Source organism: Paraburkholderia sp. (genome assembly GCF_004298475.1).
In the GTDB taxonomy this organism is placed as follows: domain Bacteria; phylum Pseudomonadota; class Gammaproteobacteria; order Burkholderiales; family Burkholderiaceae; genus Paraburkholderia; species Paraburkholderia denitrificans.
The window spans coordinates 1-23,134 of record NZ_SCRP01000017.1 but is presented as its reverse complement, the minus strand read 5'-3'; the positions used below and the strand labels follow the sequence as shown (position 1 = coordinate 23,134).

Below are 23,134 nucleotides of genomic sequence, written 5' to 3'. Positions count from 1 at the left end.
AATGCTTCGCGTTTCTGTAGATATATGATTTAAAAGGAATTTTCGTAGTAGTCTCGAATTTACGAGGGCGCCGCGATTACAATCGTGGATATTCCTGCATTCGCCCTTTTTTCATCGTATGTCCACTCCAGCCGTCGCGTCGTTATCAGATAAACACCAGGTCGCGCGCATAACCACGCTCGTGAGCGTCGCCGTCAATTCGGTGCTCGTCGTGCTGCAAATCACGATTGGTGTGATTGCGCATTCACAGGCACTCGTTGCCGACGGTATTCACTCGCTTGCCGATCTTGTCTCCGATTTCGTCGTGCTACTGGCGAACCGGCACAGCGGCGCGAAACCGGATGCCGATCATAACTACGGCCATAGCCGCTACGAAACCGTCGCTTCGCTCTTTCTCGGCGCGTTGCTGATCGCCGTCGGCATGGGCATGCTGTGGCGTGCGGGCACGCGCATCGCGAATCTCGGTGACATTCCGCCCGTGCATATCAGCGCGCTCGTGGTCGCCGTTCTCGTGCTCGCCTCGAAGGAAGGGCTCTTTCGCTACATGCTGCGCGAGGCGCAGCGCGTGCGCTCGCAAATGCTGATCGCCAACGCCTGGCATGCGCGCTCGGACGCGGCGTCCTCGCTCGTCGTGGCGATCGGCATTGTCGGCAGCCTGGCGGGTGTGCGGCTGCTCGATCCGATTGCGGCGGCGATCGTCGGCTTCATGGTGGCGCGCATGGGCTGGGTGTTCGGCTGGGACGCGCTGCAGGATCTTTCCGACCGCGCACTCGACGAAACGGACACGGCCAACCTGCGCGCGCTGCTGCTCTCGACGCCGGGCGTGCTCGACGTCCACGAAATGCGCACGCGCAAGACCGGCGACCTCGCGCTGGTGGACGCGCACATCCTCGTCGATCCGTATATTTCGGTCTCCGAAGGCCACTACATCGCGGAGACGGCGCGCAAGCGCGTGCTGACCGATTCGCGCGTGCTCGATGCGCTCATTCACGTCGACCCCGAGGACGACATGCACGTGCGTTCGGTGGCGAACCTGCCGCCGCGCGAGGCGCTGGCCGGAACGCTGCGCGACGTGTTCGCCGAACATGGCGTACACGTCGAAGCGGTGACGCTGCACTATCTGAGCAGCGGGCTGGCCGTGCAGGTTGCACTGGCTGCCGGGGACGATGTCGCGCGCGTCGCAGGCGTCGATCTCGACGCGATCAAGAAGCGCATCGGCGCGGACCGGCTCGACGTCGTGCATGCCGTCGTGCAGGCGGCCGCTGCGGAGCCGGAGCCGGAGCCGCGCGACCACGCGAGCGTGCCGCCCGCGGCGGGTTGAGCGCGGCGGCGCCGCGCCGGGCGCGCTATTTCAGAGCGGCAATTGCGTATCGAACTTGATCTCGCGCAGCACGACGCTCGTGCGCACCTGCGCGACAGCGGGAATGCGGAAGATGCGCTCGTGCAGGAACGTGTCGTATGACTTGATGTCCGGCGCGACGATCTTGAGGATGTAGTCGGATTCCCCGGTCGTGCTGTAGCACTCGGTGACTTCGGGGCAGGTGGCGATCTCGCGCTCGAACTGCTCGACGCCGCCTTCGGTGTGACGCGTCAGATGGATATGCGCGAGCGCGCAGACGTGCAGCCCGAGCTTCTCGCGATCGAGCAGCGCCGTATAACGCTGGATCACGCCCGATTGTTCCATGTCCTTGATGCGGCGCCAGCACGGCGTGCTGGACAACCCCACCTGATCGGAAATCTCCTGCACCGACCGGCGCGCATCGAGTTGCAGCAGGCGCAGGATCTTTTGAGAGAACGAATCGAGAGTCAACTGCGCCTCCGTTTGTGTCGGTGTATTCCTGAATGTTAGAGGCCAGGAAAACGAAACGCAATGCGCGCAGCCATTGATGAGACGGATTGCCTAATTTGCCGGGTTACGCGCGGCGTTTTGCCCTGAGGCGTCCCTTTCACGGTCGGCGGCCTCGCGTTCGGCCTCCCGCGCGCGCAGTTCGGCGAGCATGTTGCAAAAAAGCGCGCCTTGCTCGATGGCGTCGTCGAGCGCGACGTGCGTGTGCGGATGCTCGTCGAACCAGTGCTTCGGCAAGCGCGGCTTGATGCACTTGCGGTAGGGCAGCCCGGTCATGGCGAACGCAAGCGTCTTGATGTCGAGCGCCGACCACGAAAACGGGCAGCGCCCCGCGAAACGCATCATGTACCAGAACATGAACGTGAAATCGAAACCGGCGGGCATCGCGACGAACACGGGCTTGCCGGGCAACGCCTCGACCCACTCCACGTAGGCGACGAGCGCCGCCGCCGGTTCCTGCAGATCCTTGCGGCAGGCAGCCCACGCCTCAGGCTGCGTTTCCCACCAGGCGGCCTGCACCGGATGCGCCGCCGCGCCTTCGAGCGTGGCGAGATTCGCGGAGAAGGTGGCGATCAGACGCTTGTCGGCGCTATAGGCCGCCGACGCGAAACTCAGCATCGAATGCGGGCCGGGGATCGGGCCGTCGGCCTCGACGTCGGTGCTGACGTAAATCTCTTCGATAGCGACGTTGTTCATCATCCGGGTACGCCGTCTGCTACGTAAGGGTTGGAGCGGCGCTCTTCACCGAAGGTCGAAACCGGGCCGTGACCGGGCACGAACGTGACGTCGTCGCCGAGCGGCCAGAGTTTTTCGCGGATCGAGCGGATCAGATCGGCGTGGTTGCCGCGCGGAAAATCGGTGCGGCCGATCGAACCCGCGAACAGCACGTCGCCGACGATTGCAAGACGGTGCGCACGGCTGGAGAAAATGACATGACCGGGCGTGTGGCCCGGGCAGTGATAGACCTCCAGTGCTTCGTCGCCGAAGCGCACGGTGTCGCCGTCGTTGAGCCAGCGGTCGGGCTCGAAAGCCTCCGCAGCCGGGAAGCCGAAGCGCGCGCTCTGCTCGGCGAGCTTGTCGATCCAGAAGCGCTCGTCCTCGTGCGGCCCCTCGATCGGCACGCCGAACTTCGTGGCGAGCGTTTTCGCGCCGGCGCAGTGATCGACGTGGCCGTGCGTGAGCAGCACTTTTTCGAGCTCAACCTCCTGACGCGCGAGTTCGGCCTCGATGCGCTCGAGATCGCCGCCGGGATCGACGACCGCTGCGCAGCGCGTCGCTTCGCAGACGAGCAGCGAGCAGTTTTGCTGGAACGGCGTGACGGGAATCAGCGTGACTTTCATGCGTGTGGGTGGTGCGGAAAAGGAGTGGCCCGGGGCGGCCCGAATGACGGGCCGAGGCCAAAGCCCCGATTGTACCGGCGCACGCGAGGGACCGCGTCAGGTGGTCGCGCAGTTGGCCGTACAGGCAAGGGCATTCGCCGGAAAGCCCCGCTGGACGGGGCTCGGCAACCGGCGTTGTTACACCGATAGATATAAATCATCGGGATTCGGGGCGAACTTGGATGACAGGAATTGATTTTCGGTATAATGCGTCCCTACGCGCACGTTTTTCGTGCTTTCACTGGGCGATGCAACCCGCTTGAAAAAGGGTTCCGATGCATCGCCGTCAAGCAGTGCCGTCGCCGGACGACCGCCTTTTTGCGGACTGAAGCGATGGCAAATCAGGTGCCGGTCCTTCCGGCACCGCACGTCTTGCCCAGCCAGGCGCCACGCGCCTGCTACGGCCTTGCTGCCGTGACGCTGGGTGGGGCCTACGCCGCCGTTCCTGCGCGCCATGTGTCACTGGCGCCCCTGAACGAGAAGTCACGTCGTGAAATCACGTTCGATGGCGGCACGTGGGGTCTGGTCAGGCTGCCGGGGACAGGTTGCGCCAGACGTGGAATAAAACCAGCGGTTGGCGACCCGATAGGGGTCGCATCCGGGTGCCTGCTCGAACTCGCCATTCGCGAGAGGAGCGTTGCCGCGCCTGGCGCCGCCGAAGCCTTTCAGCCGCGTGCTACGACGCCGCCGAAGGGTTTCGACTTGTGATGGCAAGCTTATGAAACTCAGACTTTCTCGAAGACTCGGGAGTCTCGCAGCCGTGTCCGTGCTGGCCGGTTGCGCCATGCCGCCCGGTCCGCAGAGTCCGTCCGATCAGGCGGCCCTCAGCACCACGGGCGCGCACGCCGCGTTCGGCTCACCGCCGGGCTATGGCTCGGCGCTCGCGGCACTGCCCGCATCGGGCACCGGCGGCGACAAGTCGCTGGCCGGCGCCCAGCCGATCGGCAACGGGCCGGACGTCTCGTCGTTTCACCAGACGGGCCGCGCGTCGTGGTACGGCCGTGCGTTCCACGGACGCCGCACCGCGAGCGGCGAGCGCTTCAATATGGGCAACCTGACCGCCGCGCACCGCACGCTGCCGCTCGGCGCGTACGTACGCGTGATCGTGCCTTCAACCGCGAAATCGGTCGTCGTGAAGATCAACGACCGTGGACCCTTCAAGCGCGGGCGCGTGATCGACCTCTCATATGCGGCTGCGAAGAGGCTCGGCCTGCAGCACGTGGGCACCGCGAACGTGAAGATCGAAGGTCTTTCGCGCGACGAGGCGAGGCTCGCGATGGCGCAGCAAGTCGCCGCAAACAGCGATCAGTGATCACCGATCGCCGCGCCTGATTCAGAAGGGCCGCCGTTTGAACGGCGGCCCTTTTTCATTTCAATCGTCTGCTTTTCCGTCGGCTTCTTTCTCGCCTTTCAGTTCGAGTGCGCGCGCGTAGAGCGCGTTGCGCGACGCCCCAGTCAGTGCCGCGGCGAGCTTCGCGGCGGTCTTCACGGGGACTTCCTGTAGCAGCACGCGCAATAGCGCATCTTGATCGCCGTCCGACGAAGCGGCGCCGCTCGCGCCCTCCACGACCAGCACGAACTCCCCGCGTTGACGATTGGCATCCTCGGCGAGCCACGCTGGCCCTTCGGCCAGGGTGCAGCAATGGAGCGACTCATGTAATTTCGTCAGTTCCCGGGCGATCAACAGGCGCCGCTCTGGCCCGAACGCGTCCGCAAGCGCCTGAACGGTCTCGACGATGCGATGCGGCGCCTCGTAGAACACCATCGCGTGCTCGTGCGCCGCGAGCGGCTGTAGTGCGCTCGCACGCTGCTTTGGCTTCGGAGGAAGAAAACCGATGAACGTGAACGTCGTCACCCAGTCGCCTGCTGCGCTCAACGCAGTTGCGAGCGCGCTCGCACCGGGCAGCGGCACGACCTGGAAACCGGCGTCGCGCACGGCCTCGACGAGCTTCGCGCCCGGATCGGAAATGCCGGGCGTGCCCGCGTCGGACACACAGGCCACGCGCTCGCCTGCGCGCAGGAAGTCGATCACGCGCTGCGCGGCCTCGCGCTCGTTGTGCTCGTGCACGGCGATGAGCGGCTTCGTCATGCCATAGCGGACGAGCAGCTGGCCGGTGTTGCGCGTGTCCTCGGCGGCGATGCGGTCGACAAGACCGAGCACGTGCAGCGCGCGCAAGGTGATGTCGGCGAGATTGCCGATGGGCGTCGCCACGACGTACAGCGTGGCGGCCGGGTATTGCTGGGCCTGTGCGAGTTCGAGGAGGGACGTCATGGCACGAAACGCGCGAACGCAAGAAAGGAGGCCGACATTGTGCCACGCGAAGGAACGTACAGCGGCAGGCGCGGATGCACGCGAAGCTGTTCCGCGCACAACGCAGACACTTTCGGATGGCGCACGCGAATCCGCGCATCGCGTATTGGCGACGGAGAGCGCAAGCGCGTCGCTTGTGGCGCAGCCGTCACGCGGCGACAACTTTTACGCGCGCCGCGAGTCCAACGCCGAATCGCGCGCGGCGGGCGCGCGTTTCGAAGCGCATGCGCTCGCGTTTCTGCGACGCCAGCGGCTCGTGCTTGTCGCGCGCAACGTGCATTGCCGCGGCGGCGAACTCGACCTCGTGATGCGCGAACGGGACGGCACGCTGGTCTTCGTCGAAGTGCGCGCGCGCTCGCGGCGCAGTTACGGCGGCGCGGCGGCGAGCGTCGGCTGGCACAAGCAGCAGCGCATTCTGCGCGCCGCGCGGTACTTTCTCGCGCGAGGCCGTGCCGCAGAAGGCGCGTGCGAACGTCGGCACGTCACGCCCGCGTGCCGCTTCGACGTGATCGCCTTCGAGTGCGGGCGTCTCGTGTGGCTGCGAGACGCTTTCCGCGCCGATGGCAGTTGAATGCGCGGAGAACGCGCGTGAGTGCGCTAAACTTGCGACAACCCGCACACAGGCACGCGGATTTTTCGCGATATACGCAGTACAGATTAGAGAGTCGATGTCCGTCGAACGCATTCAACAACACTTCCGCGACAGCGCAGCCGTCAAGCTCGCGGCCATGGAAACCCTCGCGGTGCCGATCGCGGCCGCCGTCGATACGATGTTCGCGGCGCTTGCGAACAGCAACAAGATTCTGGCTTGCGGCAACGGCGGATCGGCCGCTGACGCGCAGCATTTCGCGGCCGAACTGATCGGCCGCTTCGAGCGCGACCGCCCGGGACTTCCGGCGCTGGCCCTCACCACCGACGCCTCGGTGCTCACGGCACTCGCCAACGACTACGCCTACGACCAGGTATTCGCGAAGCAGGTGCGTGCGCTCGGCCAGCCGGGCGACGTGCTGCTGGCGATCACGACGTCCGGCAATTCGGCGAACGTGCTGGCGGCGATCGAAGAGGCGCACGAGCGCGAAATGATCGTGATCGCGCTGACGGGCAAGGGCGGCGGCCAGGTCAACGAAGCGCTCGCGGACACCGACATACACCTGTGCGTGCCGTCCGAGCGGACCGCGCGCATTCAGGAAGTGCATGTGCTGACCATCCACTGCCTGTGCGACGGCATCGACGCGATGCTGCTGGGCGACGACTGACATCGATGGACGAAGGAGAGTGACGTTGAAGAGCAGATACGGCATCCATAGCGCACTGGCGCGCACGACGCTGACGATTGGATTTGCGGCCGCACTCTCGGCGAGCCTGCAGGGCTGCTTCGTCGCGCTTGCAGGTGCGGCGGGCGGCACGGCGCTCGTGGCGACCGACCGGCGCACGGTGGGCTCGCAGACCGAGGACCGCGAGATCCAGGTGAAGGCGCTGTCCGACATCACCAAGAATTTGCCGGACACGGCGCACATCAACGTGGCGGTGTTCAACCAGCGCGTGCTGCTGACCGGCGAAGTACCGGACGAAGCATCGCGACAGAAGGCCGAGACGACGGCGCGGGCGATTGCGAACGTCGAGTCGGTCGTCAACGAACTGGCGGTGCAGCCGGCGAGTTCGTTCTCGTCGCGGGCGAACGACTCCTACCTCGAAGGACGCGTGAAGGCCGAGCTGATCGCGTACAAGGACATCTCTGCGAACAACTTCAAGGTGGTGAGCGAGCGCGGGACCGTCTACCTGATGGGCCTCGTGACGCAGCAGGAAGGCGCCACGGCCGCCGACGCGACGAGCAAGCTGATGGGCGTTGCGAAAGTCGTGAAGGTCTATCAGTACATCCGGCCTGGCCAGGCGGCGGCTCCGATTGCTGCGGCGCCGAGCGCGCCGGCGCCGGCCAATGCCGCCGAGGAGCCGACGGTAGGCGCGGTGCCGGACGCATCGGTGAGTTCGCGCCCGATCGATCAGCAGCCGCCTGCGCCGGTGATGGAATCGTCACCCGGGCAGCCGGGCAACGGGAAGGCGATGTGATGCGGGGTTCGTTGCGCGTGGTTTTTTGCCTGGTTTTTGCGGCGATGGGCGTTCTGATGGCTTCGCAGACGGTTTTTGCCGCCGCAGATGGGCAGGCTGTCGCTCGCACGAACGCCTGCATGGGATGTCATGCGGTGGATCGCAAGCTCGTCGGGCCTTCGTTTCAGCAGATCGCGGCGCGGTATAAGGGCGATGCGGGGGCGCAGGCCAGGCTCGAGAAGAAGGTGCGGGACGGAGGGGCCGGCGTTTGGGGGGCGATTCCGATGCCGTCGCATCCGGCGATGAACGCTGCGGACATTCATACTGTTGTCGCCTGGGTGCTTGTCGGCGCGCCTTCGAAGTGATTTGTGGGTGGGCGGTTTTGGTGGGGTGGCGATTTCGGTTTTCTGGTTTTCGCTGTGTTATACTCCTCGCTTCGTTGGGGCGGTAGCTCAGCTGGGAGAGCGTCGCGTTCGCAATGCGAAGGTCGTGAGTTCGATCCTCATCCGCTCCACCAAGAATTCAATCCGACGAAATTCGGCGACGTTCGGAAAGTGACAAAAAACCCCGTAAGATCAATGCTTACGGGGTTTTTTTTGCCGGTAAGGTTCGGCGCCGTCCGTTGACATTCGGACGCGAAGAGGGATAACTTTTGGGGCAACTGTCCAAACAGTCGCTCCAGTATTCCCCAAATGGCGTTGACCGAGACCATCATCAGGAACGCGAAGCCCGCCGACAAGCCTAGAAAGCTGTTCGACGGCGGCGGCCTTTATTTGCTCGTCGTTCCTAGCCGGGCCAAATACTGGCGGCTCAAGTACCGGTTCGGCGGCAAGGAGAATACCCTGTCGTTCGGTGTCTACCCGGCTGTGACGCTCGCAGTGGCCCGGAATCTAAGAGACGAGGCCCGCGCGCTACTGGTTGCCGGAATCGATCCCAGCGATGTGCGAAAGCAGGAGCGCGCAACCAAGCGAGACGAAACCGTTCGGCTGGAGGCACAGATGCGCTTTTCGGTGGACAACGACGGTGCGCTGTCGATTCGCCTCGGCGCGCGCCGCGTAAATCTAAATCCGTTGGAGACAGTCCAGCTTCGCGCCTTTCTGGATGCAACGCGGGCTGTGCTTCCCAAGGAGTAGTGTGCATGGCACTCACTGACGTAGGCGTTCGCAGTGCGAAGGCGACTGGCAAGCTCTATCGTTTATTCGATGAGCGCGGGATGTACTTGGAGGTTTCTGCTGCCGGCGGCAAGTGGTGGCGCTTCAAATACCGATTCGACGGCAAGGAGAAGAGGCTATCGCTTGGCGTCTATCCAGATGTCGGGCTCAAGGACGCACGTGAGCGCCGGGACGAGATGCGCAAGCTTCTCGCGCAGGGCGTCGACCCAGGTGAGAACAAGAAAGCGAAAAAAGCAGCGACGCTTGACCAGGCCTCCAACTCGTTCGAAGTTGTCGCTCGCGAGTGGTTTGCTCGCCAGTCGCCTGGATGGGCTCAAAGTCATGCAGATAAGATCATTCAGCGTCTCGAAAAGGACATCTTCCCGTGGCTAGGCATCCGGCCCATCTCGGAAATCACGGCTCCCGAGCTGTTGACGGTCATTCGGCGAATCGAGGAGCGCGGGGCGAAAGATACGGCGCATCGCGCCTTGCAGAATTGTGGACAGGTGTTTCGGTATGCCGTGGCGACAGGGCGAGCAGAACGTGATCCTTCGGCAGACTTGAGAGGCGCTCTCCCCCCCGTTCGACACGAGAACTTCGCGTCCATCACGGAGCCCGCGAAAGTCGCTGAGCTTTTGCGCGCGATCGATGGCTTTCGCGGTACGTTTGTAGTGAAGAGCGCATTGTTGTTGGCTCCTCTCCTATTTGTGCGCCCCGGCGAATTGCGCAAGGCTGAGTGGTCGGGCTTTGATCTTGAAAGGGCAGACTGGCGTTACCTGGTGACCAAGACAAAGACGGAGCATCTCGTACCACTGGCTGTGCAGGCCGTTGCGATTCTGAGAGAGCTGCATGCGCTCACCGGCCACGGCACCTATGTATTCCCCGGTCGAGACCCGAAGAAGCCGATGAGCGAGGCGGCAGTTAATGCTGCATTGCGGCGCATGGGCTATGACACCAAGACGGAGATCACCGGGCATGGATTCCGGGCTATGGCTCGCACGATCTTGCACGAGGAACTGCATGTCAAGCCGGAGGTAATTGAGCATCAACTCGCACACAAGGTGCCCGACGCTCTCGGTACCGCATACAACCGCACCAAATTCCTGAAAGAACGACGTGCCATGATGCAGCAGTGGGCGGACTATCTCGGCTCGCTCAAGGCGGCAACGTGATTCCGGCTTAGGAGCACACATGGAAAATCGGCCGGCCGGATTCTGGCAGGATTGCATCGTCGCCTTAATTAGGTAAAATCTTTGTCGCCATCAAGACTTTGCCGACAGCAAACTCAGCTCATGTCGCGGACACTAAGTGTCTATGCCCCAAGTGGGTTGGCTATGGGACGAACCATGCGCGTTCCAGAACACATTCCATGCTGCTGACGCTCCAGTAGAGCGGTGGCACTACGGCTCGGCACTTTATCGTGCAGGCGCGCTCCTTGCGTTCTTGATGTGTCTCCTGTCGCGGCAATCGGCAGGCATACCTTCAAGCGACTGACGTATGGAGACCCGGGTTATTCGACCCAAGACATCTGACGCCGATGTCAACGATCCCACACCAGAATGATCTGGTGTGGACGCTGACTCACATCTAAATCGGATCGTCATATGAGCCGCACATCTGAGGTCGACGCGCGTCCGCCGTCTAACTGCGCGAATTGCACGCCCATCGCATCGCATCTTGGCATTGCTCTCGCTAATGAGAGCGCGCCGCCTACCGACCGCATCCTCCGCCTGCCCGAAGTCCTCGAGATTGTTGGCATAGGGAGGACTTCCCTTTACGGCATGGTGAAAACGGGGAGGTTTCCAGCACCACTGCACCTGTCGGAGCGCATGCGGGGCTGGAAACTCTCAGCTATCCTGAAATACCTTGCATCGTTGGAGGCTGAACAATGACGCAAGTGCAAAAGTCGCTGGCCAGCATGCCAACCTCAGCCTCTATCCCGACAAAGTCGCTCGCCGATCACGTTCTGAATGACTTGGGTCCGGAATCGGACGCTTTGAGGGGCGCTCGCAAGCGCGCGGCTACCGAAATTGCGCAGACGATGAAGACCGCGTTCCGCGCCAACGTGAAACCGGCCGAAGGCGTTGTGCTCGTGACGTGCGCTGACCCGACCATCCTGACGGTCGCCGCTGCTGCCATCGCGGATGGCATCCTCGCCGACGATACGATTGCCGACCAGCCCGTGCGCGCCGTCTCGACGCTTACCTTCCTGCATTCGTCTGGCTCGCGTGAGGCTGAGTCGATGAAGTCGTATACGCGCTCGTGCAATCAAGCGGACAAGATGCGGGCGGAGGCGATTGAACATTGCCGTCGCTTCAACCCTTTGGCACCCGAAGGTGTTCCTCTCTTGATGGACCACGTGAAGCCGGATGCCTGCGTCTTCACTACGGTGGCGTACCGTGACCTGAAGCGCGACGAGGCGATTGCAGCCATCGCGCAACTCAACGCTGAGGCGCAAAGGCTCGGTGCACTTATTGTCCTCTTTATCGTTCATGCGAAAAAGCAGGACGTGACCGGACTTCGCGCATACTGCAACGCGTGCATGGAGGTTAGCACTTGTGAGCCGGGGCCGGGTGCGCAGATCGCAGTTTTGCTGGACAACGTGACGTTGACGAACTGGCACCAGCAGGGTATCGGTCGCGTAATGGTCGAAGCATTCCTCGAATCGAACGGCACCTGGACCTTCGCTCAGGAGCAGTTCATAGCTGCACGTGCGATTATCCGTGTGGCGTGGTACTTGCGTGCCAAGGGTGCGACGATCGAGAAGATCGCGGAGGTCATCGGCATCAACAAGTCGAACGTCTCGCGTGGCTTGGAATCGTCGCTGATTCCGCCCGAGAACACGGTGGGCCTCGTTCCACCGACGGGTTGGGCTAAACGCTGGGCTAGTCGCTACAACTTTGACGGCGTGTTGTCACGAAAGTCTTCGATCAAAAGCACGGATACCAGCCCCGAGGATGAGACGGCAAATGACCTGGTTACCACTAAGGCTGATGACGGTGGGGCCAATCGCCTAGGACACGCTTGCTCCTGACCGCACTTACCGTGTCGCACCTAACAGCGAGTAATAACTAGCAGTTGCGGTCGTTGCGCAAAATTCCAGCGGCTTCGAAATAAGCGCAACAACCGCAACACGGCACCAATGGCAGCCTCAGCTGCTGCCTTTCCGCTCGTTTTTCGAGGGCGACCCTAGCGAGGAAAGTCGACCATAGACACGACACCGCGCGCGCACTAGGACCTCAGAAAGGCCTTAAAAATTGCGCTTTCAAGGCAATTCAGCGCAATTTCGACGGTGGCAGGGTCTAGCGAGGAAAGTCGACGAAAAACAGCCGCGTGTGGGACGAGAAAAACGCCTCACTCTGGACGACAGCCCCGTTTTTAAGCGCGTTCGGCGTGATCGAAAGCGAAGAACCACGCGACTGTAATAACAGATACATATCCATATCAATACGGAAGACACCACGAACTCGGAGGACAATCTGACACACGAATCCGACACCGGATTCCCAAGGCTGTAAATGATCTGGTCCGGTATTCATCCGGATCGCACACTGTTATCAATCGAAGAGTTGGCATGAAAAAAATAAGCATGTCTAAATTATATTCCGGGCAGAACGGTGCCCTGTTCCCGCTCGATCATATCGTCGAGATCGGCGTCGACAAGTTCAAGTGTTGTATTCGGACCGAACATGTTGATGATTCCCTCGCGGCATATCTGCAGGCGCAATTCGATGTGATCGAGACTAGACCGGGTGCCAAGAAACTCTCATCCCAGCGCAAGGCGTTCCAGAGACGCCTGCACGTTCCGGTTGGTGGGAATTCAGTCTTGGTCGAAAGCCTGCCGAACAAGAAGACGTATCCGTGGGCGGTAACGATCGAGTTCAACCCGAACCCGTATCTCCGAAAGGGCGGTCAAGCAATCGCTAATCTCGGGAAATTCCTTCGCTTCCTGTTCGGGACCGATGCGCATCGCGTTCTACCGCAAGCGGTCGTTCCCATGCTGCATGCGAATGTTGACTACGATATCAATCCGCTGGAAGGTACGCTCGTCGAAGCGAAAGGAAAGCGCAGCGGCGCGAAGGTACTGTACGACTTTGGCGGTGACGGCGTTCTCGGCTCGCTTTACGTCGGCGCGCTTCATTCAGATCGTCGGCTCTGCATCTACGACAAGGCGGTAGAGGTTCTGCATCGCGAACTAGAGCCGCACGCCGACAAGATACTTGCTGCGCTGGCATCTGATGAGTGGGATATTGAGGTGGCAACGCTGAAGGAAAAGCTTGATGGTCCGCCGCGTTGGCGACTGGAGGTCCGCTGCGAGCCAACGGATGCTGTTCCGGTTTCGGATATTGCCAATTTCGCGTCGTGCTTTGACGGCATCCGCTTCCTTCATCTGCCGCACGACGTTGCCCCGTTCAACACGCCGGAGGGCCGCCTTTTCATCGCATGCGCTCGCAATGACGGCATCAACGCTGCGCTCAATGCACTCGACGCAAACCAGCGTCGCCGGTTTACGCGCAAGCTCGCTCAGCAGCAGGAGGTTGACTGGTTCAACGCCGAACTGCTGCGCGACGCGATCGGTCAGGTGATTGGCAGGCTCTCGCCGCTCTTCGTCCCGCCGCAACACCAAGTAAAGGTGGCAAAGGCGGTTGAGCGTCAGTCCCAGGCAACTTCATCCCGTCCGGCCAGCAGTGTGAAATTCCGGCGCACAAGCCCCGATCTCGCAAAGCCGGGTAGCGCGCGAACGCCGATTACATCCGAGGTGCCCGCCCGCGGCAAGGCTCATCGTAGTGGCTGACGGCACTTGCAGCGGAACGTTCTGCGTTCCGCTGCACCGCCTGTTGCGTTGAGTTGCTCACCACTTCGGGCGGGCGCGCGATTGAAGGCGTGCCCGATCGAAGTGGACAAATCGCAGGAGGAGTTGGCCTACGAAGCTTGTCTAGACCGAACCCGCATAAGTGCCATCGAGCGTGGCGTCGCCAATCCCACGGTTGAGACGCTGGCGACCATCTGCTACGTGCTAGGCATCACACTCTCCGACCTGTTTGAGCCGCTGACGCTTTCGCTCAAACCGTCCGGCGAGCATCGGTATGAAGCGCCGCGACCGAGACGCAGGCCGTTGCGGTAGCTACGGCGACTTTCCGCTTCGGATCGACATCCCGCCCGCGAGTACTACCTTGCGACGCTCGAACGCTGTCACGTATTGGGCATATTCGCCCTTCTTGCCGCGTCGTGTTGTCCACGTCAACCGTGCGTTGTAAACCGCGAGGATAGGCTCGGTCTCAGCAGAGTCAATCAGCAGCAGCGTGTGGCCTTCAAAGGTCCGGCCGGTTAGCCGCCCTTCGATGCCTACTGCGAGTACCGCATGCAAGGTCGCCCAATGTAATTCGCGCCACGTCACGATCACCGGTTGCCCGCGTAGCAATTCGCGCTCACTGAATCGGAGGACGTGCGCATGCGCTCCTTCGAAGACGGCAGGTCGCAATCCCCAGTTGAGCTCCCGGATAAGCGTTTGCAGTTCTTCTAGCGAAATTCCGGTATGCCAGAACGGTGTCGCTTTCCTGACATATTCGGCCTCACGACTACTTCGCCGCGACAGCGCACGTAGCGGGTTTGTCACGCACCCATGCATCGCTAACGCCATTGCTGCCGCATGCAAGGCACACGTCGAATCGAAACTGCCCTGGAAACTGAAGGTCGGAATGTTCGAACCAACGATCGTGAGGCGTCGTCCGGGCCGCAAGGCGGGATGAAGTTTCTGCACGGTGAACTCCATCAATATTCGTCCGGCAGCAGCAGAGTCGTCACGCGCCGATCAGCCTCGGTGATGATCCATACTCGCTCACGTCTATCGCCCAGGTCATAGGCCGAAAGAAGGCGCATTCCGTTCGTAACGGCCAGATCGTTTGAGCGAGCATCGGCGAGGCAGACGGCTCCCCAGTCCCCGCACTGATGCCTACGCAATAGTTCGGCCGCATTGGTGCCGGTTCGGTCGAGAAGGTCGAGCGCGCCGGGCGTCGCCACGGTTCGGCCGAGAGAGAAAAGCGGTGTAGGATTTTTCCTGTTCATGATCAGGTATCCTTAATTATCAATGCGAGCGTTATCGCCGGATGGATATCCGGTGAAAAGCTCAGCAGGTGGGAAAAGCTGAAACGCGAGGCTACTGCCGTGCGTTTCAGGAACGTGACAATGCTGCGGGTGTGATTTGCAAGGCGCGTCGGTGTGCAGCGCTCAGGCAGTGGAGAAAATCACGCAGGCAACGGCGAGGTCGACGTGTCAGGAGCGGAATATGATCCGAAAATGGGTAGGAATTACCCGAAAACGCTGGTCTGGTAGAAAAAAATGTAGCACAGATCGATCAGACGATACAAAGGGTCATATCAAAATCGTGCAAATCGGTAATTTCTACCCACTCGCCCATTTCAGTGACTTTCGCTCGCTCTCCCGACACCGGGAATCCCCCTCCTGCCCGTTTTCCTGCCCGCTGGCGGGTTCGTGCGATCCGGGCAGGGGCAATGGATGGCCCCGGCCCGTCGGCCGTTATCAGGGTCGCACGTCTCAAGAAGAAAGCTTTGTAATGTGTGTTGCATCGCAGCAATCGACATTTCCGGCACATTTTCGGGTCCTGATCGGCGCATTTTGCTCATTTTTTGAGCAAATTGGCCCATTTCAGGTGCTTGGCACTCCGAAACCTGTAGTTGCGGTATCCCTAAGGTTGGTCCCATTCGTACGATTCGCGATAAGTCGCTGCGCCAATTGTTGCCTCCGTCCAACTATCTCAGTGGTCGCATCAGAACCGACGAGCCCCGCGAGCATCCCGAGTGGCACTGGACGCAAAATGACCGACGCGGGTGCTCTATTCGACCACGACACTGGTTGACGAATTTCAACTTCTTCATCAAGTGCCGACTCGGACATCGACGCATATAGAAGTACGCTAACCTCGACGGGCGATGCGAGCGCATAGATGGTTAGCTGATAGAGCCATTCGACCGGGAGACTTTTACGCCACAAGTCGCGGTATTTCGCGTCGAGGAAACGATTTAGACGCCTCCCGTGGAATAGAGCATAGTCAGGGCGCGGTGAGGGTGCTCTGCGCTGCTTAATGTTCGAACCGGAAGCAAACGCAAACATACCCTGAATGGAGTGCTCGTCGACGATCCGAGCATCGACGAGGTTCTCGCGAAGGAACCGTGACAGCAGGCGCTGGAAAAACAGGTTCATGTCGAATAGGAACCCAGGCGTCCTACTCGCCCCGATGTCCGTCTCGAGTTCAACTCCCTGCATATCGTGCAGCAATCGAATCAGCGTGAGCGCAGGTCGGCAGGCTGTCGTGAGCCGGGTCAAGTTTCGTGCGACTAAATCGATATCGTCAGTGCGCAGCCTGGGCATTTCGCGGACGTCGCCAAACATCGCTGAAAGCTTATGCGCGTGTCGGCGCAACTCGCGGTCCTCAGTTAACCGTGCAGCGTGATCGAGCCCAGCGCGCAACACTTGGTTCAGGCTCCAGTCGGAGCGGCGTTCGTATTGCCGACACGGAAGCATCGGCTCAAGCACTCCTCCCCGTCGGATGATCTGGTCAATCAGAATCTGGCCGCGCGGGCTATCGAGCCTTCGGTCCCGTGCGACGTAGTGACGTGGTAGACCACGATGCAGCAACTCTTCGACCTCCCCGGCCAGCAATGCGATCAGCAAATCATGCATGCCGCGTTCGTCCGTTGGGGAGCGCGTTTCAGCCGTCGACGTCAAGTCACGCAACCCGTAGGCATAACGCAATAGCCGCGTAAGCGGCATGGCGGGCAACTTCGGCTGAACCACTATGCGCAACGGCCCGACATCGACGCGGCCGACAAATGACGAGGTTTCGATCGTAAGGCCATCGTAGCGCTCGTATATATCAATCCTTCCGCGAAGGCCATCGGCAAGCCGACGCCATGCGGTGTCGCCCGCAAGCGACATATCCTTCAGGCGTGGATCGCGCGAAGGGGCGGTCCAGTCCCATTCGGAGAGCCGGATAGTCAGGCGCGCCGAGTCTTCACTGGGAACGAACGGCATCGTCTTCATCCTCGGCGCTGTCGAGGGCGTCGTCGTTATCCTGATACAACACCAAGGGCTGCATTTCCTTGAACGAGACTGCCTCGATAAGATCGTTATCCCGGTTCGGTAGGAACATCTCCTCACGGATACGGCACGCATCCACGTCGACCAGTTCGCTGCCGAGGATGTCCCTTAGTGTCCCGAAGTCGTCGTAACAGTATTCTTCGAGAAGCGGAATGATGTCGTCACGTAGCACGCGAGCAAAATCGGCAACCGAGGTGATCGGTGTAGGCGGCATGAGATACGCATGCCCGATTTGCAGATTTCGGGCATCGCGCTTCAGGGACTGACGCAGCCGGGCATTAAGCGCATCGAGCCAAGCGCTCAGCGAGAGTCCGCCGACACGGCGGTTTGCCAATAGCGAACTGTCCGGCATCAGCTCAATAAATCCGAAGCGACGGCGTAGCGCCACATCCATCAGTGAAATCGAGCGGTCGGCCGTGTTCATGGTCCCGAGTATGAACACGTTGCGCGGCACGGCGAAAGGCGCACGGGTCACGGGCAACGTTACGGACGTATCCCGCTTGTCGATTTCGATTGTCGTGAGCAGTTCGCCGAAAATGCGAGGCAAATCTCCCCGATTGATTTCGTCGATGATGAGGAAAAATTGCCGCTCTGGTTTGTCAATTGCGCTCTGACAGAGGCGTTTGAATGTACCATCTTGCGGTTCGAACACCATCAGACCGTTGCCGTTAGTTTTCGGCCGTAGCCCTTCGACGAAGTCCTCGTAGCCCCATCCCGGATGGAATGTACAAATGCGCACGAGACCATCTGCCCCATTGACTTGGGCCAGTTCGGTCTCGCTCAGCGACGAGTAACTTTTGCGGAAGGTGTGGCGTGCCGCCAGTTCGCGGGCGACCTGCAATGCGCGATATGTTTTGCCAGTTCCCGGGGGGCCGTACAGCACAATTTGCCCCTTGCGACGAAGAATGTTGTCGACTCTAGACGCAAAGGGATCGAGAGGAAGCAACGCGTAGCTCTTGTCAACAGACTCTCCTTTAACCACCCGTGCCGCAATCTGAGCCTCGGGAAGCGAATGTCCGTCCAACACCTGCTCAATCGTGAGAATATTTCTTGCGCTCTTTCCAAGTTCGAAGACGGTTGTACGTGGACCTTCCGATTCCGGCATGCTCCACGTGGTAAGCGAGAGCCACTCGACAGGCCGTTTATGCGGAAACAAAAGCCCGGATTCGTATTCGTAAGACCCAGTGATCCGGCCGATGCCGAGCACTGATTGCCCCCCGCACGCAAGCACGATATCGTTCTCGGACATCTCACGTGCGAAGTTCGTTATTTCGCCCGCTTTGCGAGAGGCCATGCCAGAATTGTTCCCGTACGACGGCAACAGCCATTGCTTGATCTTGTCCTTTACTTCCGACTTGTCCTCGGCCAGCAGCCCCGACAGGTCCGGCACCTGTTCCGGCCATCCAATCGAAACGAAGTTGCCATCTCGCATCGTCGCCCATTCGCTGTCACCGTCACTGCCCGCTGTCGTACCGATCTTCCAATAGCGGTGAACGGTCCCGTTCCTCTGATTCAGCATCACACAGAGTGCTGCAACCGGCAGCGAGAGCTGACGCCCCATTTTCACGAAGCGGCCAGCGCAGACAAACGTCGGCGCGTTCGGATCGCGAACGCCTACGTTATCGGGCGGCAATTGCAACAGCTTGAGCAGGTGAAAACGCTGATAACGCGGATTGTGAAAACCGTCAAGTTTGTCAGGGAAGTTCAGAAACCAGTATTTGTGCGACCAGCCAAAACTGAAGAGCTTGGGTGCCGCGTTTTGCATCGCAGTTTGAAGTTGTGCATAGGCCGCGTCGGATGCCTCGGTTGGATCGAACGCGGCAAGAACATCTGCTCCGGCAACCAGTTCATCCCGCTGGCTTTGTGCGATCGCGATAGCACCGTCGAGCGAAAGGGCGACCTGCTGCTGCGGAGACCCCGCCATCCAAGCGCCGTCGCTCTCCCGCTGAAAAATGCCGAATTTGAGGGCGGAGCCACCACGAATTCCGCCGAACTGATTGCTGGAAAATTCATCGTCGTTCTTGAATTCGAGCCAGTATGCCAGGCAACGAGTATCGTTGCCCTGACGCCCGTGCATCAGTTGCAATAGCGCTGAGCCGTCGAGTTGCCGCAAGACGTCCGGCCCGAAGGTGTCGCGGAATAGTTTAGTCTGCTCGTCGATCCAGTTTTGTGCGGATAGCCGCCCGGACGCGACGCTTTCAGACGCTACTGCTTTTAACTCGTCGTGAATGCGCTGGTCGAATATTTCCTCAGTCATATGAGTTCCCGATTTTGTGTTTTCAGCTAGGTAGGTGCTATTCGTCGGTCCAGAGCGGTGCTCCTAGCATCACGTTAGCGTGGGGGTAATGGTGAGTTGATGCTGGCGGGTCGCTACTCCGACGGACTGGACAACGCTCAGCGTCCCGAGTCGAACGACCGATTGCTATGTCGGAGCCGTCGCCGGAACGTCTGAAAGACCATGGAGATGGATGGCCCTTCATGGCCGACTGATGCGCGACGCAGGCGATCGGCAGAACGCGACTCCAAGCGGTCGGTGGCGATTCACAAATACACGGTCGGGTAAATGATCACAGCGGTCAGTCGCAACCATAACAATACGAGACCTCGAATGCGGGCCTCCGTTTTCTTGCGCTAGAGTGTCAAGCGGCCCAACGGCGATGATGGTTTGCGTAATCAACTGCAAGATCGAAAACGTTGTCGCACTTCTGCTTAAACGTGGCTCGGTCATAGCTCTCTGGGAGTGCCTCATCGAGCACACGCTCGATTTCCGACCGTACCTGTTGCATGGACTGACGATCCTTGAACCAGTCCTGCACCAATAGCTTGGGATGCTCCTCGACCAAACGCTTCAACAAGCGCTTAGCCGACAGCTTCACGCGCTGCATTTCCTCCTGGGTCATCGTATCCTTCTTCAGCAGATCGAACAGTTCAAGCTCGTCCTCGCTGAGGCCTTCGCGAATGTGGCGCTCCGCCTCCTCCTTGAGCGCCTCGGCAAACGCCGACAGTTCCTCGTAGTAGTTCTCCGTTGCGGTCGCGCCGGAGTTGTACGCATCGATCACGCTCTGCAGTCGCTGCAAAAAATCGATACGTGTCGCGTTCTGCGCCAGCATCTCGGCCAGCTTTTTTTGAAGGAAAGCCCGCAGATCGGCGATGGCGATATGTTTAAAAGGCGCCTGCTTGAATTCCTCACGCAGTTTTTCCACATTAACCTTGCTCAAGTCCCAAGTCCTGCCGCGCTGGACGATCTGGTATTCCGCCTGGAACTGCTTGGCCTTGAACGCCTCGACGTTATCCACCACCACGCTCTCATCGAGCAAGGCAGAGAGTCGCAGTACCGCATTGTCTACGTCCGTCTGTTCGACAATGCTCTCCAATACGCCGCGTAAGTATTGGAAGGCCGAGATCAGCCGCCCCTTCCCCTGCCCCAGCACCTCCGGCTTACACGCCTCATAGAGGCTGCTTATAGTGTTTTCATAGACGTTGAAGGACTTGCGCAACTCATCCGTCGCCAACAACGTGTCGGCAAACACGTTAAATTGGCCCAGCTTCTCGAAGACATCGCCACGATCAAGCACACCCCGAAGATTGACCTCGTGTGTGTCGCAAAACACCAGTCCCTGGGCAATGGCCTCATCGAGCAATGCAAACAACTCCTGCTTGTTGCGGACGGGCATATCTTCCTCGTCGTCGCCCGGTCCGGCGGCATAGTCCTTCAACGCCCGCTTCATGCGACGGAACACGTTGTAGTAGTCCACGATCTCGCCGTTGTGCTTCGCAACCCCATTAATCTCATGGCTGGTCACGCGGTTGGCGCGGGCGATGGTCTGCATCAGCGTGTGGCCCTGCATGGGCTTGTCCAGATACAGGGTGCTGACCGTCGGCGCATCAAAGCCCGTCAGCCACATGGCGCAGACGAAGACCAACTGCAGTGGATGCTCCGGGTCCTTGAAGTTGAATTCGATGTCGTGGCCATGCTTATCGAGCCGGTTCATTCGTTCGCGATGCGGCTTGATGTTGAGGCCGAGCTTTTCGAACTTCTCGTTCTCGCCCGCCTCCTCGCTAACTACGACGGCCATCTCAACATCGCGCATCCAGTCCCGGATTCGCTTCAGGCGTAGGCGTTCGATGTCATTCTGCGTCCCGTTGATGATGCCCGTGAGCTTCTTGATCTCGTCTTTCCACAGCGCCTGCACCTTGTCGTACATAGTCACTGCGGTGAACTTGTCCACCGAGATCACGATTCCCTTGCCCAGATAGCCCCGGCGTGGGAAGTGATAGGCGATATCGCGGGCGATGGTATCCAGGCGGTCGTCTACCTTGATCACCGCCATTTCCTGGGCGAAGCGCTTTTCGAGCTTCTGTTGTGCGGCCTCGTCGAGGTTCTCCTCCTCGACGATTTCGGCGAACTCCTGATTGAGATCATCGTTCTGGATGAGCACTTCCGGCACGCGCTTTTCGTAGAACAATGGCACCGTAGCGCCGTCCTCCACGCTTTGCTGGAAGTTGTACTCCGAAACGTAATCGCCGAACCAGGCGTTGGTCTTGCGCTCTTGGCCCAGCAACGGCGTGCCGGTGAAGGCCAGGTAGGCGGCATTCGGCAGACCCACCCGCATGTTCTCGGCTAAGCCAGCATATTGCGTGCGGTGGGCTTCGTCGACAATCACCACGATGTCGTCGCGATCCGACAGCAGCGGGTAGTCCTTGCCCTTGTCGTAGCGGAACTTCTGGATCAGCGTAAACACCACACGCTTGTTCTTGCCCAGCATTTCGCGCAACTGGGCGCTATTGCGTGGCCGCACATCGTCCTTCGGGCCGATCACACCGGTGTGCAGGAAGTTGCGGTAGATTTGGCCATCCAGATCGTCCCGGTCGGTCACCACCACGAAGCTGAAATTGCCCGTGAGCTTGCGGAAAATCTTGCGGGTGTAGAACACCATTGAGAAGCTCTTGCCCGAACCCTGGGTGTGCCAGAAGACCCCCAGCTTGCCTCGCAGCTCACGGCGACGGATGAATTGGGCGAAGGCGTTGTTCACGCCGATGAACTGGTGGTTTTGCGCGATTACTTTCTGCGTTTCCCGATAGAACACGCAGAAGTTCTCGACGTAATCCAGCAAGCGTTGGGGCATAAGCAAACCCAGCACAGCTCGCTCCACGCTCAATCCCTGTTCGGCGATAGCCGTGCGGTCCAGCGCCTCCTTTTCATCCTCCACACGCAGCCAGGCAAAGAAATGCTCCCACCGGGCGGTCAGGCTACCTACCTTGGTCTCGATGCCGTTAGACAGCAGGCACAATGCATTCGCCACGAAGAGCTGCGGAATCTCGGCCTTGTAGGTGGTGACATTGTCGTCGAAGGCGGCCCTCAGCTTGACATTGCTGTTCTTAAGTTCGAGGAAGACCAGGGGCAGCCCGTTCACATAGAGCAGTACGTCCGGGCGGCGGTAGCCGAACTCACCCCGTATCCACAACTGACTAACGGCCAGATATTCGTTTCGACCGGCCTTCGGGTCGGATTGATCGAAGTCGATCACCTTCAGACGCTCAGTCACCGTCTGCCCCGCCTGGGGCCCGTGCTCGGGCTTGTAGGTGACGGGCACGCCATCGCGGATCAGACCATCCATCTCGCGGTTGGCGGCCACCAGACTCATGGCCGTGCGGGGCTGCAGCAACTGACCTATGGCCTGATCCACCGCATGGGCCGGGACTTGGGGATTGAGGCGCTCGACCGCTTCACGTAGCCGGTCGGCCAGAATCACCTCGCGCTTGTCGCCGCGCCCCGAGCCGTCGTTGAGGTCATCGGGCTGGGCGGTGTAGCAGTTCAACGCATCGAAGCCGCACAAGTGCTGCAGGCGCTGGATCAGCCCCTGCTCGATGTCATCTTCCGAGATGAAGTTCTTTGCCACCCGCTTCCCCTTATTCCGTCCTTAAGTAGCCTGTACCAACTCCGGCTTCATGCTAAGCGGATATGTTATATCGAGGTGATCGACGCGTAGCTTGCCGGAGATGAGGCGGGGTAATAACGATTTGGCTTGCTCAGTCAGTATCTCGCTTACCTGAATTAGGGTTGCCATCTCATCCAACATGGGCCTGACTACTTTGATGAACGCCCCCAAAAGGGCATCACTCGGCGTTGACACCTTCAGTTGCTTCAAGAAATCCCAATCCGCTCTAGAGCGTGTTAGGCACTTCCCGCCAGACCTGGTATCCTGGCGGAATGAAAAAGCGCAGAGCCTACCCAACGGATGTGTCGGATGAGGAATGGTACTTCGCCGCTCCGTACCTGACC

At 60.2% G+C, this 23,134-nt stretch carries 20 protein-coding genes, 1 tRNA gene and 1 pseudogene; 13 read left to right on the top strand and 9 right to left on the bottom strand.

Features of this window, described 5'->3' with window-relative positions; genetic code table 11:
* The first annotated feature begins 118 nt into the window (after positions 1 to 118).
* Positions 119 to 1,321 carry a cation diffusion facilitator family transporter gene (locus EPN59_RS09780; protein WP_293040592.1) on the top strand — a complete coding sequence of 401 codons (1,203 nt, stop codon included), beginning with the start codon at positions 119 to 121 and terminating at the stop codon, positions 1,319 to 1,321.
* A gap of 30 nt (positions 1,322 to 1,351) precedes the next feature.
* On the opposite strand, the gene EPN59_RS09775 is transcribed toward EPN59_RS09780, so the two are convergent.
* The 3 genes from EPN59_RS09775 to EPN59_RS09765 form a co-directional block, all read right to left on the bottom strand.
* Positions 1,352 to 1,810, bottom strand: a complete 459-nt coding sequence (locus EPN59_RS09775) for an Lrp/AsnC family transcriptional regulator (protein ID WP_293040590.1) — start codon at positions 1,808 to 1,810, stop codon at positions 1,352 to 1,354.
* A 90-nt stretch (positions 1,811 to 1,900) separates the two neighbouring features.
* Complete coding sequence (locus EPN59_RS09770) at positions 1,901 to 2,545, bottom strand: exonuclease (protein WP_363928552.1); 645 nt, start codon at positions 2,543 to 2,545, stop codon at positions 1,901 to 1,903.
* Complete coding sequence (locus EPN59_RS09765) at positions 2,542 to 3,186, bottom strand: MBL fold metallo-hydrolase (protein WP_293040587.1); 645 nt, start codon at positions 3,184 to 3,186, stop codon at positions 2,542 to 2,544. The genes EPN59_RS09770 and EPN59_RS09765 overlap by 4 nt, the downstream gene beginning before the upstream one ends.
* 757 nt (positions 3,187 to 3,943) lie before the next feature.
* Here EPN59_RS09765 and EPN59_RS09760 point away from each other — a divergent pair.
* Positions 3,944 to 4,537, top strand: a complete 594-nt coding sequence (locus EPN59_RS09760; protein ID WP_293040585.1) for a septal ring lytic transglycosylase RlpA family protein — start codon at positions 3,944 to 3,946, stop codon at positions 4,535 to 4,537.
* A 60-nt stretch (positions 4,538 to 4,597) separates the two neighbouring features.
* Here EPN59_RS09760 and rsmI read toward each other — a convergent pair whose 3' ends face one another.
* Positions 4,598 to 5,497, bottom strand: a complete 900-nt coding sequence (rsmI, locus tag EPN59_RS09755) for a 16S rRNA (cytidine(1402)-2'-O)-methyltransferase (RefSeq protein WP_293040582.1) — start codon at positions 5,495 to 5,497, stop codon at positions 4,598 to 4,600.
* A gap of 175 nt (positions 5,498 to 5,672) precedes the next feature.
* Between rsmI and EPN59_RS09750 the strand changes: the two genes are divergently transcribed.
* The 11 genes and pseudogenes from EPN59_RS09750 (at position 5,673) to EPN59_RS09700 (ending at position 13,858) form a co-directional block, all read left to right on the top strand.
* Positions 5,673 to 6,107 carry a YraN family protein gene (locus tag EPN59_RS09750; protein WP_293045987.1) on the top strand — a complete coding sequence of 145 codons (435 nt, stop codon included), beginning with the start codon at positions 5,673 to 5,675 and terminating at the stop codon, positions 6,105 to 6,107.
* A 97-nt stretch (positions 6,108 to 6,204) separates the two neighbouring features.
* On the top strand, positions 6,205 to 6,792 hold the full coding sequence (locus EPN59_RS09745; protein WP_293040579.1) for a phosphoheptose isomerase: 588 nt from the start codon (positions 6,205 to 6,207) through the stop codon (positions 6,790 to 6,792).
* A gap of 25 nt (positions 6,793 to 6,817) precedes the next feature.
* The gene (locus EPN59_RS09740) at positions 6,818 to 7,603 is read left to right on the top strand and encodes a BON domain-containing protein (RefSeq protein WP_293040577.1); all 786 of its coding nucleotides are present in this window, start codon (positions 6,818 to 6,820) and stop codon (positions 7,601 to 7,603) included.
* Positions 7,603 to 7,947: a c-type cytochrome gene (locus tag EPN59_RS09735; RefSeq protein WP_293045952.1), complete on the top strand. Its 345-nt coding sequence runs from the start codon at positions 7,603 to 7,605 to the stop codon at positions 7,945 to 7,947. Before EPN59_RS09740 ends, EPN59_RS09735 begins: the two co-directional genes overlap by 1 nt.
* A 76-nt stretch (positions 7,948 to 8,023) precedes the next feature.
* Positions 8,024 to 8,099: transfer RNA gene (locus EPN59_RS09730), tRNA-Ala, on the top strand.
* Between the two features lie 175 nt (positions 8,100 to 8,274).
* Positions 8,275 to 8,541, top strand: a pseudogene (locus EPN59_RS09725) (Arm DNA-binding domain-containing protein); the annotation flags it as partial.
* 179 nt (positions 8,542 to 8,720) lie between these two features.
* Positions 8,721 to 9,905: an integrase arm-type DNA-binding domain-containing protein gene (locus EPN59_RS09720; RefSeq protein ID WP_293040572.1), complete on the top strand. Its 1,185-nt coding sequence runs from the start codon at positions 8,721 to 8,723 to the stop codon at positions 9,903 to 9,905.
* Between the two features lie 432 nt (positions 9,906 to 10,337).
* Complete coding sequence (locus EPN59_RS09715) at positions 10,338 to 10,625, top strand: AlpA family phage regulatory protein (RefSeq protein ID WP_293040569.1); 288 nt, start codon at positions 10,338 to 10,340, stop codon at positions 10,623 to 10,625.
* A complete protein-coding gene (locus EPN59_RS09710) occupies positions 10,622 to 11,767 on the top strand; it encodes a hypothetical protein (protein ID WP_293040566.1) in 1,146 nt (381 codons plus the stop codon). The genes EPN59_RS09715 and EPN59_RS09710 overlap by 4 nt, the downstream gene beginning before the upstream one ends.
* A 540-nt stretch (positions 11,768 to 12,307) precedes the next feature.
* On the top strand, positions 12,308 to 13,528 hold the full coding sequence (locus EPN59_RS09705; protein ID WP_293045949.1) for a hypothetical protein: 1,221 nt from the start codon (positions 12,308 to 12,310) through the stop codon (positions 13,526 to 13,528).
* Positions 13,529 to 13,576: 48 nt separating this feature from the next.
* Complete coding sequence (locus EPN59_RS09700; protein ID WP_293040648.1) at positions 13,577 to 13,858, top strand: helix-turn-helix transcriptional regulator; 282 nt, start codon at positions 13,577 to 13,579, stop codon at positions 13,856 to 13,858.
* Here EPN59_RS09700 and EPN59_RS09695 read toward each other — a convergent pair whose 3' ends face one another.
* The 5 genes from EPN59_RS09695 to EPN59_RS09675 all read right to left on the bottom strand — a co-directional run bounded on the left by EPN59_RS09695 (position 13,859) and on the right by EPN59_RS09675 (position 22,751).
* Complete coding sequence (locus EPN59_RS09695; RefSeq protein ID WP_293040560.1) at positions 13,859 to 14,506, bottom strand: hypothetical protein; 648 nt, start codon at positions 14,504 to 14,506, stop codon at positions 13,859 to 13,861. It abuts the gene before it with no gap.
* A complete protein-coding gene (locus EPN59_RS09690) occupies positions 14,506 to 14,799 on the bottom strand; it encodes a hypothetical protein (RefSeq protein ID WP_293040557.1) in 294 nt (97 codons plus the stop codon). Before EPN59_RS09690 ends, EPN59_RS09695 begins: the two co-directional genes overlap by 1 nt.
* Before the next feature lie 600 nt (positions 14,800 to 15,399).
* Positions 15,400 to 16,785, bottom strand: a complete 1,386-nt coding sequence (locus EPN59_RS09685; RefSeq protein ID WP_293040554.1) for a hypothetical protein — start codon at positions 16,783 to 16,785, stop codon at positions 15,400 to 15,402.
* On the bottom strand, positions 16,766 to 19,108 hold the full coding sequence (locus EPN59_RS09680) for an AAA family ATPase (protein WP_293040551.1): 2,343 nt from the start codon (positions 19,106 to 19,108) through the stop codon (positions 16,766 to 16,768). The genes EPN59_RS09685 and EPN59_RS09680 overlap by 20 nt, the downstream gene beginning before the upstream one ends.
* A gap of 382 nt (positions 19,109 to 19,490) precedes the next feature.
* Positions 19,491 to 22,751 carry a type I restriction endonuclease subunit R gene (locus EPN59_RS09675; protein WP_293040548.1) on the bottom strand — a complete coding sequence of 1,087 codons (3,261 nt, stop codon included), beginning with the start codon at positions 22,749 to 22,751 and terminating at the stop codon, positions 19,491 to 19,493.
* Between the last annotated feature and the right edge of the window lie 383 nt (positions 22,752 to 23,134).